Below are 16,193 nucleotides of genomic sequence, written 5' to 3'. Positions count from 1 at the left end.
CGCCGGACCGCGAGCCGTAGGACCGCCGGTTGATAAACGCGGAGCGACTGATCCACCGAAGCCCTCGGGATCTAGAGGAATTGGGACTACCCCAACGGCGACGCCCAGGCAAATGCCGCCAAGCGGATTCATTGGTGGAACACCCGGACTAGGCGTCGGCCAACCAAGCAATGGGCCAACTTCCCCGCGTCGTGTCAATCCCATCGGGGGGGTCATCGGAGGTGGCAGTGCTGGCACAGCACCAACAGGAGGAGCGGGATCACGGCCGAGCGCTCCGCGGGCACTTGGCGGCGTGAATGGCATGGCACCAATTGGTGGCGCCCCAGGGACCGGTGTCAACTGGACCAGCAGCAACGACCCTGCTCGACCCAGGCGACGGGATCCGAATAATGGCGACGGGAAGCCTACTTGCTGGGACCCCGACAATCCTTGGAGAACAGAGCAAGGAGTTGCCCCAGTGGTACTTCCGCCCGACGAGGATGGGCCAATCGACCCAGGCCCCGCCCTCGGCCTTCCTCGGTGAAATCGCACATCAGCATCGCCCTCCTAGCGGTGCTGAGCATTTCGGGCGGAGTCGCAGCGCCCAACTTGCACTTGCGCGGCGAATATGCGAGTCCGGAGCAATGGCATTTAAGCTTTCTCAAAGTTGCGGAGGCGCACAAGGTCAGCCGGGGCAATGGCATTAAGGTCGCGCTGCCTGACAGCGGCGTAGATCGACATCCGGACCTGGAAGGCAATCTTCTCAGTGGAACGGATATAGTTCCGGGAGGCAGTGGCGATGGTCTCACCGATAAAGATGGTCACGGTACGGGAATGGCTGGCCTCATCGCCGCCCACGGCGGAGGTAAATCCGACACCCTCGGCATCGCTCCTCAAGCTAAGATTTTGCCAATCTACTGCTCACCGCCTGGCGCTAATAGCGATACGGAATCATTGTCGGCCGCGATTGAATATGCAATCAGCAACGGAGCTGATGTCATCAGCATTTCAATTGCGGGTGGCGCGAGTTCCCGTCTAGAGCAGGCGATCAAAATGGCATTGCAGTCCGATATTGTAGTTGTTGCCGCCGCCGGCAATGCGCCTTGGAACCAAGTCGCCGGCTACCCAGCGCGCTACCCAGAGGTGATCGCCGTCGGCGGAATTGACCGAAACGGGAACCGCGCTGCCGTTTCGGTGACCGGACCGGAGATTGACGTCGTTGCACCTGCCGTCGACATCTACAGCACAAGTCTCGACGGCAAATACCGCAAAGGCACTGGAACGTCTGACGCCACGGCGATCGTGGCGGGGGCGGCGGCGTTGATTCGGTCCAAGTACCCGTACCTGCCGGCCCAAGAGGTGGCGCACCGGCTGACGGCGACCGCAATCGACAAGGGCGCGCCTGGGCGTGACGACGAGTACGGCTATGGCGTGATCGATCTGGTGGCGGCGCTGACGGCGGACGTACCGCCGCTGGGGTTTGAATCTGTGAGCGCTTCGGCTGGTGCTGGCCCAACCACGACCGCTGGTGCGCAGCCGGGTGACGACGAGGGTGACGCGACGGCGCGTGGCCTGGCCACGCTTGGGGTGATCTTGGCTGCGGGGGTCGGATGGGCGGTGGTGGTGCGGCGGCGTCGGCGCGGTGATGATCCGCCGCCCAGGATTAGTCGCTGATCGGTCGGCGGTACGGCGATCCACTCGGGTTCCTTGACCTTGCGGTGTCCGGGACGGTGGGATACCGCGATTATCAGCAAAGGCGAGTTGATCACGTGGGCGGTCCGGATCAATGGCGAGTCGATCACTCCGGGTCGGCGTCGCGCGGGTGGCTGCGTGGCGGGAGGTCGTTGTGGGGGTGGTTAGCCGGTAACGTCGGACGGGTGTCTGAAACCCTGCCGCTCCGCCTTGTGCTCGCCTCGGCGAGCCCTGCTCGTCGCAAGATCCTCCAGGCTGCCGGAATTGAGCCAGACGTGCTGGTCAGCGGGGTGGACGAGTCGCTGGTGGTGACCGATCGGGCTGAGGAGTTGTGCCTGGAGTTGGCGCGGCTCAAGGCTCAGGCGGTGTTGACCCGACTCAGCCCCGGCGCCGGCCAGCGGACGCTGGTGATCGGCTGCGACTCCGTGCTCGCGTTCGACGGGGAGATCCTCGGCAAGCCGACTGACCCGGCGGACGCCACCGGGCGGTGGCTGCGGATGCGGGGGCGCAGCGGCGTTCTGCACAGCGGGCACTGCCTCATCGACGTTTCCGCCGGGCGGCGCGCGGAGGCGGTCGGCTCGACCACTGTCCACTTCGCGGACATCAGCGACGACGAGATCGCCGCGTACGTGGCCAGTGGTGAGCCGCTGGCGGTCGCCGGCGCGTTCACCATCGACGGGTTGGGCGGGTCGTTCGTGGAGCGGATCGAGGGTGACCCGGGGACGGTGGTCGGGCTGTCGATGCCACTGCTGCGTCGACTCCTCGCGGAACTCGACCTACGGATCACCGACCTGTGGACAAAGGTCGCGCCCGGAGGCCAGACGGTCGAGCCGCTCGGTAACGTCCGGTCATGACCACCAAGTTGATCCCGCTGACTGACGAGCTGCACTCCTACCTGGTCGCCCACGGCTCCCCGCCCGACGAGATCATTCGGGACCTGGCCGAGGAGACCCGGTCGGTGCTGCCGGAACACGCCACCATGCAGGTGGCACCGGAGCAGGCCGCCTTTTTGACGTTCCTCACCCGGCTGCTCGACGTACGGCAGGCTGTCGAGGTCGGCACGTTCACCGGGCTCTCGTCGCTGGCGATCGCCCGCGGGTTGCCCGAGGGCGGGCGGCTGACCTGCTTCGACATCTCCGAGGAGTTCACCGGCATCGCCCGGCGCTACTGGGCTCGGGCCGGCGTGCAGGACCGGATCGAGCTGCGCATCGGCCCGGCCGGGGAGACGTTGCGGGAGTTGCCGCACGAGCGCTACCTGGACTTCGCGTTCATCGACGCCGACAAGACGGGCTACCCGGTCTACTGGGCGGAGTTGGTGCCCCGGATGCGGCCTGGTGGAGTGATCGCGGTCGACAACGTCCTGCGCGGCGGACGGATCGTCGCGCCGCAGAACGAGGGTGACCGGGCGATCGCCGCCTTCAATGATGAGGTTGTGGCCGACGTACGGGTGGACCCGGTGATGCTGCCGATCGCGGACGGCCTCACCCTCGCCCGGGTGCGCTGAGCGGCGACGCCCGGCCGCTTTGATCGACTCGGTTTCCTGGAAGTCGCGGCATCCCACGCGGTAGGACACCCCGACTTTCCAGGAAACCGAGTTGATCACGCTTGGGACCAGCCGAGGGCTGGTGCGCGGCAGGTCGGGTCAGCGGACGCTGCGGGCGAACTGGCGAGCGGCCCAGTAGACGCCCAGCGCGGCGAGCACCGCGGTGATGCCGAGGCCCTGCCAGACCTTGTCGCTGGCCAGGTCACCGGCGAAGAGCGCCCGGGTGCCGTCGACCGCCCAGGAGAACGGGTTCCAGTTGGCGATGCCCTGCAACCAGCCGGGAGCGAAGGTGAGCGGCAGCAGGATGCCGGACAGCAACAGCACCGGCTGCGCCACCGTGTTCATCAGGGGGGCCAGTGCGTCCTCGCTCTTGACCTTGAGGGCGACACCGTAGGAGACGGCCGAGGTCATGAGGGCGATCAGGGCGAGCATCAGGTACGCCAGCAGCAGGTCCCCGATGAACACCCGCAGGTCGAACAGGAGCGCCAGCAGGGTGATGATGACCGCCTGCACGATGAGCGACACGACGTCGCGCAGCGACCGACCGAGTAGCAGGGCGAGCCGGCTGATCGGGGTGACCCGGGAGCGTTCGATGACGCCGGCGCGCAGCTCGGCGATCAGGCCGAAGCCCTGGAACAGCCCGCCGAAGATCGCCAGCAGGACCAGCAGGCCGGGTACGAAGATCTTGTAGGCGGCGGCCTGGGTGGGCGCGTTCAGTGCCGGTTTGAGCAGCGGGGCGAAGAGCAGCAGATACATGACCGGCTGGAACACGCCGACGAAGACCCAGACCGGGTTGCGCAGCAGAAGTTGAGTCTGGCGTTGAAAGATCAGCCAGGTGTCACGGGCGAATTTCATGAGTGCTCTCCGGGTGGTCAGGACTCGCGCAGCGAGCGGCCGGTCTTGGTGAGGAAGACGTCGTCCAGGCTGGGTCGGTGCAGCTCGATCGAGCGCAGCTCCAGCCCGGCGTGGTCAAGCCGGCGCAGCACCTGCGGGATGGCGATGGCGCCCTCGTCGACGTAGAGGCGCAGGCCACCCTCGTCGACGGTTTCCAGCTTGTTGACGTACGGCTCGCCGTCGAGGACCTGGGCGGCCTGCGGGGTGGCGGCCAGGTCGAGACCGACAAGCACCACGTCGCCGGAGATCTCGCGCTTGAGCTCGGCCGGCGTGCCCTCGGCCACGACCTCGCCGTTGTCCATGATCGCGACCCGGTCGCAGAGGGCGTCGGCCTCGTCCAGGTAGTGCGTGGTGATGAAGACGGTCATCCCGTCGCCGCGTAGCCGCCGGATCTCGTCCCACATGTGCGCGCGGCTCTGCGGGTCGAGGCCGGTGGTCGGCTCGTCCAGGAAGACGATCTTCGGCTCGTGGATGATGCCGAGCGCGATCTCGACCCGCCGACGTTGACCGCCGGAGTAGGTCTTGCACTTGCGGTCCGCGTACTCGGTGAGCTGGAAGGCTTCCAGCGCGCGGACGGCGCGGCGCTGCGCGTCGGCCTTGCCGATGCCATACATGCGGGCGTGCAGCACCAGCTCCTCGCGCGCGGTGGACTCGTCCCAGGTGCTGCCGCCCTGCGGGACATAGCCGATCCGCCGACGCACCTCGGCCGGGTCCTTGCGCAGGTCGGCGCCCGCGATGGTGGCGTCGCCACCGTCGGGCTCGATCAGCGTGGCGAGCATCCGTAGCGTGGTGGTCTTGCCGGCGCCGTTCGGGCCGAGAAAGCCGAAGATCTCGCCCTCGGCGACCTTGAGGTCGACGCCCCGCACGGCGTCCACCGTCTTCGTCTCTCGACCCGCGCGGGAGCGGAACGACTTCCGCAGCCCCCTGGTCTCGATCATCTGTGCTCCTGGTCGTTCGGGCCGGCCGCGCCGGCCGTCGAGTGGGACGACGCCGGACGGCGCACTCCCCCGCAGTGCCGCCAGCAGGCTAACGCGATATAGCGTTTCTAGTCAACGTTGATTATTCCGCTTGTGTCGGGGACGTCGGCTCCTGGCGCTCCTTCCACCCCGACCAACCCTCGGCGTTCTCCAGCTCAGCAGGTAGGTACGACACTCCGGAGTCGATCCGCTCCGCGATCCGGTCGCACCACCCCATCTCCGCCTCCGCCCGCGCCGCCCACAGCTCGAACATCCAACCCACGTGCACCGGCTTGCGGTTACGCACCCAGTCCGACTCCAACGAGGCGCGCATCGACTCGACACCGGCGCGCAGCAGATTGGCCCGGTTGCGCAGGGCCGCCGCGGCCTCGGCGCGCGGCATGGCGGGCAGGAAGGAGAAGGCCACCGCGAAGGGATCGGACTGCTCGCCGAGGTTCCACCAGAGGTTGCGCAGCAGCGTCTCGAACTCGTCCTCACCCTTGGCGGTCACCTCGTAGGTGGTCCGGGCCGGACGGGCTCCGACCTGCTCGGTCGCGACGGCTCTGAGCAGCCCTTCCTCGGTGAGTTTGCGCAGGGCGTGGTAGATCGAGCCGGGCTGCACGTTCGCCCACTTGTCGGCGCTCCAGCTCAACAACTCGCGGCGCACGTCGTAGCCGTGCACGGGCTGCATCCACCGCACCAGACCGAGGATCATCATTCGAGTCGCAGACACCGCACAAGCGTAATAGCCAAGTTTGACTATAGTGAGTGCCGCATTCCACACTGAGCGATCGTTAGGGTGACCGGGGCGGCCGATACACTCCCCGTCAGTAACCTGCCGGGGAGGAGCCACGAAGGTGCGCAAGGTACTTATCGCCAACCGCGGCGAGATCGCCGTCCGGGTGATCCGTGCGTGCCGCGACGCCGGCCTGGGCAGCGTCGCCGTCTACGCGGACTCCGACCGCGAGGCCCTGCACGCCACCCTCGCGGACGAGGCGTACGCGCTCGGCGGGGACAGCGCGACCGAGACGTACCTGCGCATCGACAAGCTGCTCGACGTCGCCGCCCGGGCCGGCGCCGACGCCGTGCACCCCGGCTACGGCTTCCTGTCCGAGAACGCCGACTTCGCCCAGGCGGTCATCGACGCCGGGCTGACCTGGATCGGCCCCACCCCGCAGGCGATCCGCGACCTGGGTGACAAGGTGACCGCCCGGCACATCGCCCAGCGCGCCGGCGCTCCGCTGGTGCCGGGCACCCCCGACCCGGTGGCCAACCCGGACGAGGTGATGGCGTTCGCCGTCGACCACGGCCTGCCGGTCGCCATCAAGGCCGCCTTCGGCGGTGGCGGGCGCGGCCTCAAGGTCGCCCGGACGATGGAGGAGATCCCCCAGCTCTTCGAGTCGGCCACCCGGGAGGCGGTCGCGGCGTTCGGCCGGGGCGAGTGCTTCGTCGAGCGCTACCTGGACCAGCCCCGCCACGTCGAGGCGCAGGTCCTCGCCGACCAGCACGGCAACGTGATAGTGGTGGGCACCCGGGACTGCTCACTGCAACGTCGGCACCAGAAGCTCGTGGAGGAGGCCCCCGCGCCGTTCCTCACCGACGCCCAGCGGGCCCAGATCCACGACAGCGCCAAGGCGATCTGCCGGGAGGCCGGCTACCACGGCGCCGGCACTGTCGAATACCTGGTCGGCAGGGACGGCACCATCTCCTTCCTGGAGGTCAACACCCGGCTCCAGGTCGAGCACCCGGTCACCGAGGAGACCGCCGGCATCGACCTGGTTCGCGAGCAGTTCCGGATCGCCGACGGCGAGAAGCTGCGGAGCACCGAGGACCCGACGCCGCGCGGGCACGCGATCGAGTTCCGGATCAACGGCGAGGACCCGGGCCGCAACTTCCTGCCCGCCCCGGGCACTGTCACCGCGCTGCGGCTGCCCACCGGACCCGGCGTCCGGGTGGACACCGGCATCTCGGCCGGCGACGTGATCGGCGGCAACTTCGACTCGCTGCTCGCCAAGGTGATCATCACGGGTGAGACGCGGACCGAGGCGCTGGAGCGCGCCCGCCGCGCACTGGACGAGATGGTGGTCGACGGCATGGCCACCGCGCTGCCGTTCCACCGGCTGGTGGTGCGGGACGAGGCGTTCACCGCCGAGCCGTTCACCGTGCACACCCGGTGGATCGAGACGGAGTTCCACAACACCGTGCCGGCGTTCACCGCCGCCGCCGGCGCCGCCGAGGCGCCGGCCGAGCGCGACACCGTCGTGGTCGAGGTGGGCGGCAAGCGCCTGGAGGTCAGCCTCCCCGCCGGCTTCGGCGGGAGTACGACCACCGCGGCACCCGCCACCCGTAGGCCGGGACGACGCGGCGGCGCGGCCAAGGCGGGCGCACCGGTCAGCGGCGACGCGCTCACCTCCCCCATGCAGGGCACCATCGTCAAGATCGCGGTAGCGGACGGCGACACCGTGGCCGAGGGGGACCTGGTGGTGGTGCTGGAGGCGATGAAGATGGAGCAGCCGCTGCACGCCCACAAGGCGGGCACGGTCAGCGGACTCACCGCCGAGGTCGGTGCCGTGATCACCTCCGGCGCACCCATCTGCACCATCGTGTGACGGAAGGGCACCTCGTGCGAAGGGGTCCTTCCTGACCGCCTGTCGCGCGGCGGGAGTGGTTTGCGGCACCGGGACCGGCAGGGGCGGCCACGAGCGGCAATGATGGCCGGGTGCGGTTTCTTCACGGCGCGGCTCCCGCGCACGATCTGACCTATACCGACGTCTTCATGGCGCCGGCCCGTTCCGACCTGGGTTCCCGGCTCGACGTCGACCTGTCCACCGGTGACGGCACCGGCACCACCATCCCGCTGGTGGTGTCCAACATGACAGCGGTCTCCGGCCGGCGGATGGCCGAGACGGTGGCCCGCCGGGGCGCGATCGCGGTGATCCCGCAGGACATCCCGATCGAGGTGGTGGCGAATGTCGTCGCCTGGGTCAAGCGGCGGCACCTGGTCTACGACACACCCATCACCCTGGGCCCGACGGAGACCGTGGGTGACGCCATCCACCTGCTGCCCAAGCGCTCGCACGCCGCGGTGATCGTGGTCGACGACGCCGGCCGGCCGCTGGGTGTGGTCACCGAGGCGGACACCACGGGAGTGGACCGGTTCGCCCAGCTACGTCACGTGATGTCCACCGAGCTGCACACCGTCCCGGCGGACGCCGATCCGCGTACCGGTTTCGACCTGCTCTCCGCGGGCCGTCGCCGGCTCGCTCCGGTGGTGGACGCCGACGGTCGGCTGGTCGGGGTGCTGACCCGCCAGGGCGCGCTGCGCGCCACCCTCTACACGCCGGCCGTCGACGACCGGGGTCGGCTGCGCATCGCGGCGGCCGTCGGGATCAACGGCGACGTGACCGGCAAGGCCGCCGCGCTGCTGGAGGCGGGGGTGGACACGCTGGTCGTGGACACCGCACACGGCCACCAGGCGCGGATGATCTCCGCGCTCCAGGCGGTCCGCAAGCTGGACCCGGGGGTGCCTGTCGCGGCCGGCAACGTGGTCACCGCCGAGGGAGTACGCGACCTCGTCGAGGCCGGGGCGGACATCATCAAGGTCGGCGTCGGGCCGGGCGCGATGTGCACCACCCGGATGATGACCGGCGTCGGTCGGCCGCAGTTCTCCGCCGTACTCGACTGCGCGACCGCGGCTCGGCAACTGGGCCGGCACGTCTGGGCCGACGGCGGGGTGCGGCACCCACGGGACGTGGCGCTCGCGCTCGCCGCCGGGGCGTCGAACGTGATGATCGGCTCGTGGTTCGCCGGCACCTACGAGTCCCCCGGTGACCTGTACGCCGATGCGGACGGCCGGCGGTACAAGGAGAGCTTCGGGATGGCCTCGGCGCGGGCGGTCAGCGCCCGTACCGCCGACGACAGCCCCTACGACCGGGCCCGCAAGGCGGTGTTCGAGGAGGGCATCTCCTCGGCGCGGATGTACCTGGACCCGGCCCGACCCGGCGTCGAAGACCTGATCGACGAGATCATCGCCGGGGTACGCAGCGCGTTCACGTACGCCGGCGCGCGCGACCTGACGCAGTTCCACGAGCGGGCGATCGTCGGCGTGCAGAGCGCCGCCGGTTTCACCGAGGGAATGCCGCTGCCCACGAGCTGGTGAGCCGCCGCGCATGATCGGGTGAGAAATTCGTTTGGCCCCTGACTATCAGGGAGCTAATCTGCCTCCGTGGAACTCGTCACTCTCCAGGATGTGCCGCTCGGCCGGCTGCTGGTGGTGGCCGGGCACCTGGTCGGGCAGCGGTGGAACCGCTACCTCGCCGAGGAGCACGGCCTCACCCAAGCCGGCATGGTCACCCTGATGACGCTCGCCCGACACGGCGAGCTGCCCCACCGGGAGGTCGCCGAGAAGGGCTTCGTGCGCCCGGCGACCCTGACCGGCATCGTTGACACGCTGGTCCGCGAAGGGCTGGTCGAGCGGCAGCGCGACGACAACGACCGGCGCAGCGTACGAATCGTCCTCACTCCCGCCGGGCGGGAGCGGGTGGCCGCGCTCAGCACGCTGATGCACGCCGGACGCCCGCTCACCTCGGTCGACGCCGACCCGGTGAAGGCACAGGTGATCCGGGAGTTCCTGCTAGAGGTCATCGGCAGTGGGGACGACCCGCGGATGACCGGCCGCCCTACCGATCCGAAGGACCCGGCGTGCTGATCCGACTGTTGCGCAACCAACTGCGCACCTACCAACGACCGTTGCTGGCGGTGGTGCTGCTCCAGTTCGTGGGCACCATGGCCTCGCTCTACCTGCCCAGCCTCAACGCCGACATCATCGACAAGGGTGTGGCGCGGGGCGACACCGACTACATCGTGCACACCGGCGGGTGGATGCTGCTGGTCAGCCTGATCCAGATCGTCTGTTCGATCGCCGCTGTCTACCTCGGCGCGCGGATCGCGATGGGCTTCGGCCGAGACGTCCGGGCCACGCTGTTCGGGCACGTCAACCGCTTCTCCGCCCGCGAGGTGGCCCGGTTCGGGGCGCCCTCGCTGATCACCCGCAACACCAACGACGTCCAACAGGTGCAGATGCTCGTCCTGATGAGCTGCACCATGCTGGTCGCCGCGCCGATCATGAGCGTCGGCGGCGTGGTGATGGCGCTGCGCGAGGACGTCGGGCTCTCCTGGCTGATGCTGGTCAGCGTGCCGGTCCTGGCCGTCACGCTGGGCGCGATCATCCGTCGGATGGTGCCGGGTTTCCGGCTGATGCAGACCCGCATCGACACGGTCAACCGGGTGCTGCGCGAGCAGATCACCGGCATCCGGGTCGTCCGCGCGTTCGTACGCGAGCCGTACGAGACGAACCGTTTCGGCGTCGCCAACGCCGATCTGACCGCCACCGCGCTGCGGACCGGCCGACTGATGGCGTTGATCTTCCCGGTGGTCATGCTGGTGCTGAACGTCTCCAGCGTGGCGGTGCTCTGGTTCGGCGCGCAGCGGGTGGACGCCAACGCGATCCAGGTCGGCGCGCTCACCGCCTTCCTGCAGTACCTGATGCAGATCCTGATGGCCGTGATGATGGCCACCTTCATGCTGATGATGGTGCCCCGGGCCGCGGTCTGCGCCGAGCGGATCGTCGAGGTGCTGGACACCGACTCCTCGGTGGTCCCCGCCGCCGAGCCGGTCAGCGAGCTGGCCACGCGGGCCGAGTTGGAGCTGCGCGGGGTGCGCTTCCAGTACCCCGGCGCGGTCGAGCCGGTGCTGCGGGACATCTCCTTCCGGGCCACCCCGGGCACCACCACGGCGATCATCGGTAGCACCGGCGCCGGCAAGACGACACTGCTGTCGCTGATCCCCCGCCTGGTCGACGTCACCGCCGGCGCGGTGCTTGTCGACGGGGTGGACGTGCGTGAGCTGGCACCGGACGAGCTGTGGCGGCGGATCGGCCTGGTGCCGCAGCGGCCGTACCTGTTCACCGGGACGGTCGCCAGCAACCTGCGCTACGGCAACCCGGACGCCACCGACGAGGAGCTGTGGGCGGCACTGGAGATCGCCCAGGCAAGGGACTTCGTGGCCCAGATGCCCGGCGGCCTGGAGGCACCGATCGCCCAGGGCGGCACCACCGTCTCCGGTGGGCAGCGGCAACGCCTGGCCATCGCGCGGGCGCTGGTCCGACAGCCGGAGATCTACCTCTTCGACGACTCGTTCTCGGCGCTCGACCTTGGCACCGACGCGCGGCTCAGGGCCGCCCTGCGGCCGATCACCGCGCAGTCCGCGGTGGTGATCGTGGCCCAGCGGGTCTCCACGATCATCGACGCCGACCAGATCATCGTTCTTGAGAACGGAGGGGTCGTCGGAGTGGGACGACACGCGGAATTGTTGGAGACCTGCCCGACGTACGCCGAGATCGTGGCGTCCCAGCAGACGACGGAGGTGGCGGCGTGAGCGAGCGCGACGAGCCGCGCACCGCGGCCGTACCCAGTCAGAAGCCGGCCGGCGACGAGCGGACACCGGAAGCGGACGCGTCGCCTCCCGGCGGCGGCGCGGCGACGCCGAAGCGGCTGCCGCCCGGCCGTCAGGGCGGCGGCCCACCGTGGATGAGTGCGGGGATGCCCGCCGAGAAGTCGATGAACTTCGGGCCGTCGGCCCGGCGGTTGCTCGGCCGGCTGCGCTCGCACCGACTGCACCTGGCCGCGATCATCACGTTGGCCGTGGTGAGCGTCGGCTTCAGCGTGGCCGGCCCGAAGATCCTCGGCCACGCCACCGACCTGATCTTCACCGGGGTGATCGGCCGGGACCTGCCCGCCGGCACCACCGCCGACCAGGCCGTCGCCGCGGCGCGGGCCAGCGGCAACAACAGCTTCGCCGACATGCTGGCCCGGATGGACGTGGTGCCCGGCGTGGGCATCGACTTCACCGCCCTCGGTCGGGTGCTGCTGCTGGCGCTCGGGCTCTACCTGGCCGCGAGCGTGCTGTCCTGGTGGCAGGGCTGGCTGCTCAACGGGGTGGTCCAGCGCACCGTGCTGCGGCTGCGCGCCGAGGTGGAGGAGAAGCTCAACCGGCTGCCGCTGCCGTACTTCGACAGGCAGCCCCGCGGCGAGTTGCTCAGCCGGGTCACAAACGACATCGACAACATCTCGACCAGCCTCCAGCAGACGCTGAGCCAGCTGCTCACCTCGCTGCTGACCGTCGTCGGCGTGCTGGCCGCGATGTTCTGGATCTCGCCGCTGCTGGCCCTGGTGGCCCTGGTCGCGGTGCCGCTGTCGGTGCTTGTCACCCAGCGCATCGCCAAGCGCTCACAGAAGCAGTTCATCGCCCAGTGGACACACACCGGCGAGTTGAACGGCCAGATCGAGGAGGCGTACACCGGTCATGAGCTGGTGAAGGTCTTCGGCCGGCAGCGTGAGGTGGAGGCCACTTTCCACGCGAAGAACGAGGAGTTGTTCCGGGCGAGCTTCGGGGCGCAGTTCGTCTCCGGGATCATCATGCCGTCGATGATGTTCATCGGAAACCTGAGCTACGTGGCGATCGCCGTGGTCGGTGGGCTGCGGGTCGCCTCCGGCACGATGAGCCTGGGCGACGTGCAGGCGTTCATCCAGTACTCCCGGCAGTTCACCCAGCCGCTCACCCAGCTCGCCTCGATGGCCAACCTGCTCCAGTCCGGGGTGGCGTCGGCCGAGCGGGTCTTCGCGGTGCTCGACGCCGACGAGCAGACCCCCGACCCGGTCGAGCCGGCCCGGATCACCGACCCGCACGGGCGGGTCGAGTTCGAGCACGTCTCGTTCCGCTACCAGGCGGACAAGCCGCTGATCGACGACCTGTCGCTGGTCGCCGAGCCGGGGCACACGGTGGCGATCGTCGGCCCGACCGGCGCCGGCAAGACCACACTGGTCAACCTGGTCATGCGCTTCTACGAGTTGGACGCCGGCCGGATCACGCTCGACGGGGTGGACATCACGGCGTTGCGCCGCGACGACCTGCGCGGCCGGATCGGCATGGTGCTCCAGGACACCTGGCTCTTCGGCGGCACCATCCGCGACAACATCGCCTACGGGCGGCCGGACGCCACCGAGGAGGAGATCCTCGTCGCGGCCCGGGCCACGTTCGTGGACCGGTTCGTGCGCAGCCTGCCGGACGGCTACGACACGGTCATCGACGAGGAGGGCAGCAACGTCAGCGCCGGCGAGAAGCAGCTCATCACCATCGCCCGCGCGTTCCTCGCCGAGCCGTCGCTGCTGATCCTGGACGAGGCCACCAGCTCGGTGGACACCCGTACCGAGGTGCTGCTGCAACGGGCGATGGCCGCGCTGCGTTCGGACCGGACCAGCTTCGTCATCGCGCACCGGCTCTCCACCATCCGCGACGCCGACCTGATCCTGATGATGGAGAACGGCCGGATCGTCGAGCAGGGCACCCACGAGCAGCTGCTCGCCGCCCACGGCGCGTACCACCGGCTCTACCGCTCCCAGTTCACCGGCGCGGTGGCCGACGAGGAACCGGCCGTCCCCGCCGCCCAGCCGGCGTCGGTCTGAGGGCGGGTCGCCGCCGTGCGCGCCACGCGACCGACGGCGACCCACCCCAGCTCGGCGGGTGGGTCAGCCCGCCGGGAGCAGCTCCGCGGCACGGGCGGCGACCTGCCCGCCGATCAGGGCCAACGCCGCGTCGGCGGGCATCGGGTCCAGGGACCGGCCGCCGCGCAGGCGCAGCGCGAGGCTGCCGTCGGCCGCCTCCCGGGCACCCAACACCCCGAGGTACGGGACGCGGCGGCGGGCCGCGTCCCGGATCCGGGCACCCAGCGAGCCGCTGCCGTCCACCTCGACCCGCAGGCCGGCGTCGACGGCCCATCGGGCCAGGTCGGCCGCCGCGTCGGCCTGCCCGTCGTCGACCGGCAGCAGCATCAGTTGGACCGGCGCGTACCAGGCCGGGAAGGCGCCCTCGTGCACCTCGATCAGGTACGCGAAGAGCCGCTCCATGCTGCCGACCAGGCTCCGGTGCACCAGGACGGGCCGACGCCGGCTGCCGTCCGAGTCGGTGTACGACAGGTCGAACCGTTCCGGCTTGTCGAAGTCGAGCTGGATGGTGGAGATGGTCGACTCGCGGCCGGCCGCGTCGACGATTTGAATGTCGATCTTCGGGCCGTAGAAGGCGGCCTCGCCGGGCGCCTCGACGTACTCCACCCCGGCCAGCGCGCTTCGGAGCAGCTCCTCCGCGTGGGCCCACTGCGCGTCGTCGCCGACGTACTTCTCCCCCGGCCCGCGCAACGAGAGCCGGAAGCCGGCCGGGCGGACGCCGAGCGCGGCGTGCGCGGCGCGGATCAGTCGGAGGATCTCGACGACCTCCCCGCCCACCTGCTCGGGGGCGCAGAAGGTGTGCGCGTCGTTGAGCGAGATGGCCCGTACCCGGGCCAGCCCACCGAGCACCCCGGAGCGCTCCGAGCGGTACATCCCGCCCAGCTCCGCGATCCGCAGCGGCAGCTCGCGGTAGGAGCGGCCCCTGGCGCGGAAGACCAGGGCGTGGTGCGGGCAGAGCGCGGGCCGGAGCACGAACTCGTCGTCGGCGCTCAGCCGCATCGGCGGAAACATGTCGTCGGCGAAGTAGCCGAGGTGCCCGGAGAGTTCGAAGAGTTCACGTTTGCCCAGCGGGGGCGAGTAGACGTGCTGGTGGCCGGACCTGCGTTCCAACTCCCGGACGTACTCCTCGACAGCGTGCCGGGCAGCGGCGCCGGCCGGCAGCCAGATCGGCAGGCCGGCGCCGGCCAGCGGATCGGAGACGAAGAGGTCCAGCTCGCGGCCGAGCCTACGGTGGTCGATCATGTCGGGCTCCTGGATCGGGTACGACCCGGAGGCGACCTGGGCTCCGAACGGCGCGTGGCCCTCGGGGGCGGATCGCCCCGGGGCCTGGTCGACTGTTGTTACGTCAGAGCGGCGCGCCGGGGATTCCCGGCGTCGTGGTCACCACTACCGCACTGCGCATACGGCGACCGTACCCGGCAGGCAACCGGGGTCGCACCCGGATTTGCGGCGGCGAGCAGAGAGGTGGGCCGCCGGCGCGGGACCCGCCGGCGGCCCTGGCGGCCCGAATCGTCAGGAACGGGGGACCCGACGGGCGTGGGCCGCGCCCGTCAACGGTACGCCGACGTACGCCGATCCGCCGACCGGTACCGGACGGGTGGGACGGGCAGCGAACCCGTCACCCGAGATCGGTTGACCTCGTTGTACCTGGGTGGCCCCTGTCGTGTCGACCGTCACGACGGGCCGGGCCCGTCCTCGGTGACGCCGGACACGCAGTCAGGCTCAAGACACCCAATCGGCCGCATCCGGCGAGGTGGCAGGCATGCCCGAACTACTGACTGACGTCGCATCGCCGACGTGGGCGTACCTGGTGCTGCTCGTCCTGCTGATCGCGGACGCCTTCGTTCCGGTGATACCCACCCAGATCGTCATGATCACCAGTGGTGCGCTCACCGTCTACGGCGGGCTCAACCTGCCCGTCACCATCGCCGTCGGCGCACTGGGTGTCTTCGCTGGCGACCTGGCCTGCTACCTGCTCGGACGGGTCGCACCGGACCGACGGGCGCCCCGGCACGCCGAGCTGAGCCGGGCCCGTCGGATGGCCAACCGGGTCACCCAGGGGCTCCGACAACCCGGACCGCTTGTCATCCTGCTCTGCCGGTTCGTGCCCGGCGGCCGGATGGCGGCCTGCTTCTCGGCCGGCCGCAGCCGTTACCCGTACCGGCTGTTCGTGCTCTACGAGGCCGTCGCCGCGCTGGGCTGGGCCACCTACGGCGCGCTGGTCGGGCACCTCGGCGGCACCGCGCTCACCGAGTCGGCGTGGCGACTGGCCATCATCGCCAGCGCCGCCGCGGGCGGCTTCGCCGCGGCGGGATGGGCGATGACGCTGGTCAGCGCCCGCCACGCCCGCGCCGCCACCGGAGCCAACATCCCGATCGACTGATCGAGAACGGTGAGCACACCAGTCTGGAAACACTTCGGGCTTATGTGAACGTGGCGTGATCGAGCAGAGACCACGCTCGACCGACTGACTAGACGAGTAATTCCTCACCCAGGCTCGGGCGGTGACCGTCGGTCACCTCCGTCGGGGGCGGATGCGGTAGTGAGCGGTATACCTCTGAGTCATAT

At 69.8% G+C, this 16,193-nt stretch carries 13 protein-coding genes; 9 read left to right on the top strand and 4 right to left on the bottom strand.

What is annotated here, in order from left to right; genetic code table 11:
• Positions 1-519: 519 nt before the first annotated feature.
• The 3 genes from mycP (at position 520) to ABZU25_RS03630 (ending at position 3,175) form a co-directional block, all read left to right on the top strand.
• The gene (gene mycP / locus ABZU25_RS03640; protein WP_355027763.1) at positions 520-1,653 is read left to right on the top strand and encodes a type VII secretion-associated serine protease mycosin; all 1,134 of its coding nucleotides are present in this window, start codon (positions 520-522) and stop codon (positions 1,651-1,653) included.
• A gap of 203 nt (positions 1,654-1,856) precedes the next feature.
• Positions 1,857-2,525 (top strand): Maf family protein, encoded by a 669-nt coding sequence (locus ABZU25_RS03635; RefSeq protein ID WP_355027762.1) that lies wholly within the window; start codon positions 1,857-1,859, stop codon positions 2,523-2,525.
• Positions 2,522-3,175, top strand: coding sequence for an O-methyltransferase (locus tag ABZU25_RS03630; protein WP_355027761.1), 654 nt, complete (start codon positions 2,522-2,524; stop codon positions 3,173-3,175). Before ABZU25_RS03635 ends, ABZU25_RS03630 begins: the two co-directional genes overlap by 4 nt.
• Positions 3,176-3,313: 138 nt before the next feature.
• Here the strand turns inward: ABZU25_RS03630 and ABZU25_RS03625 are convergent, their stop codons facing one another.
• The 3 genes from ABZU25_RS03625 to ABZU25_RS03615 all read right to left on the bottom strand — a co-directional run bounded on the left by ABZU25_RS03625 (position 3,314) and on the right by ABZU25_RS03615 (position 5,782).
• Positions 3,314-4,069 (bottom strand): ABC transporter permease, encoded by a 756-nt coding sequence (locus ABZU25_RS03625; protein ID WP_355027760.1) that lies wholly within the window; start codon positions 4,067-4,069, stop codon positions 3,314-3,316.
• Between the two features lie 17 nt (positions 4,070-4,086).
• Positions 4,087-5,046, bottom strand: coding sequence for an ATP-binding cassette domain-containing protein (locus ABZU25_RS03620; RefSeq protein ID WP_355027759.1), 960 nt, complete (start codon positions 5,044-5,046; stop codon positions 4,087-4,089).
• Between the two features lie 121 nt (positions 5,047-5,167).
• On the bottom strand, positions 5,168-5,782 hold the full coding sequence (locus ABZU25_RS03615; RefSeq protein ID WP_355027992.1) for a PadR family transcriptional regulator: 615 nt from the start codon (positions 5,780-5,782) through the stop codon (positions 5,168-5,170).
• 139 nt (positions 5,783-5,921) lie between these two features.
• Between ABZU25_RS03615 and ABZU25_RS03610 the strand changes: the two genes are divergently transcribed.
• The 5 genes from ABZU25_RS03610 to ABZU25_RS03590 all read left to right on the top strand — a co-directional run bounded on the left by ABZU25_RS03610 (position 5,922) and on the right by ABZU25_RS03590 (position 13,586).
• Positions 5,922-7,673 (top strand): biotin carboxylase N-terminal domain-containing protein, encoded by a 1,752-nt coding sequence (locus tag ABZU25_RS03610; RefSeq protein WP_355027758.1) that lies wholly within the window; start codon positions 5,922-5,924, stop codon positions 7,671-7,673.
• 110 nt (positions 7,674-7,783) lie between these two features.
• The gene (locus ABZU25_RS03605; RefSeq protein WP_355027757.1) at positions 7,784-9,223 is read left to right on the top strand and encodes a GuaB1 family IMP dehydrogenase-related protein; all 1,440 of its coding nucleotides are present in this window, start codon (positions 7,784-7,786) and stop codon (positions 9,221-9,223) included.
• Between the two features lie 66 nt (positions 9,224-9,289).
• Positions 9,290-9,772, top strand: a complete 483-nt coding sequence (locus ABZU25_RS03600) for a MarR family transcriptional regulator (protein WP_355027756.1) — start codon at positions 9,290-9,292, stop codon at positions 9,770-9,772.
• Positions 9,766-11,499: an ABC transporter ATP-binding protein gene (locus tag ABZU25_RS03595; RefSeq protein WP_355027755.1), complete on the top strand. Its 1,734-nt coding sequence runs from the start codon at positions 9,766-9,768 to the stop codon at positions 11,497-11,499. The genes ABZU25_RS03600 and ABZU25_RS03595 overlap by 7 nt, the downstream gene beginning before the upstream one ends.
• A 164-nt stretch (positions 11,500-11,663) precedes the next feature.
• Positions 11,664-13,586 carry an ABC transporter ATP-binding protein gene (locus ABZU25_RS03590; RefSeq protein ID WP_355027991.1) on the top strand — a complete coding sequence of 641 codons (1,923 nt, stop codon included), beginning with the start codon at positions 11,664-11,666 and terminating at the stop codon, positions 13,584-13,586.
• A gap of 63 nt (positions 13,587-13,649) precedes the next feature.
• On the opposite strand, the gene thrS is transcribed toward ABZU25_RS03590, so the two are convergent.
• The gene (gene thrS, locus ABZU25_RS03585; RefSeq protein ID WP_355027754.1) at positions 13,650-14,867 is read right to left on the bottom strand and encodes a threonine--tRNA ligase; all 1,218 of its coding nucleotides are present in this window, start codon (positions 14,865-14,867) and stop codon (positions 13,650-13,652) included.
• Between the two features lie 520 nt (positions 14,868-15,387).
• On the opposite strand from thrS, the gene ABZU25_RS03580 reads away from it, so the two are divergent.
• Positions 15,388-16,008, top strand: a complete 621-nt coding sequence (locus ABZU25_RS03580; RefSeq protein WP_355027753.1) for a DedA family protein — start codon at positions 15,388-15,390, stop codon at positions 16,006-16,008.
• Positions 16,009-16,193: the final 185 nt, after the last annotated feature.

Source organism: Micromonospora sp. NPDC005215, from assembly GCF_040607915.1.
Lineage (GTDB): Bacteria > Actinomycetota > Actinomycetes > Mycobacteriales > Micromonosporaceae > Micromonospora.
This window is presented reverse-complemented; position numbering and strand designations above follow the sequence as displayed.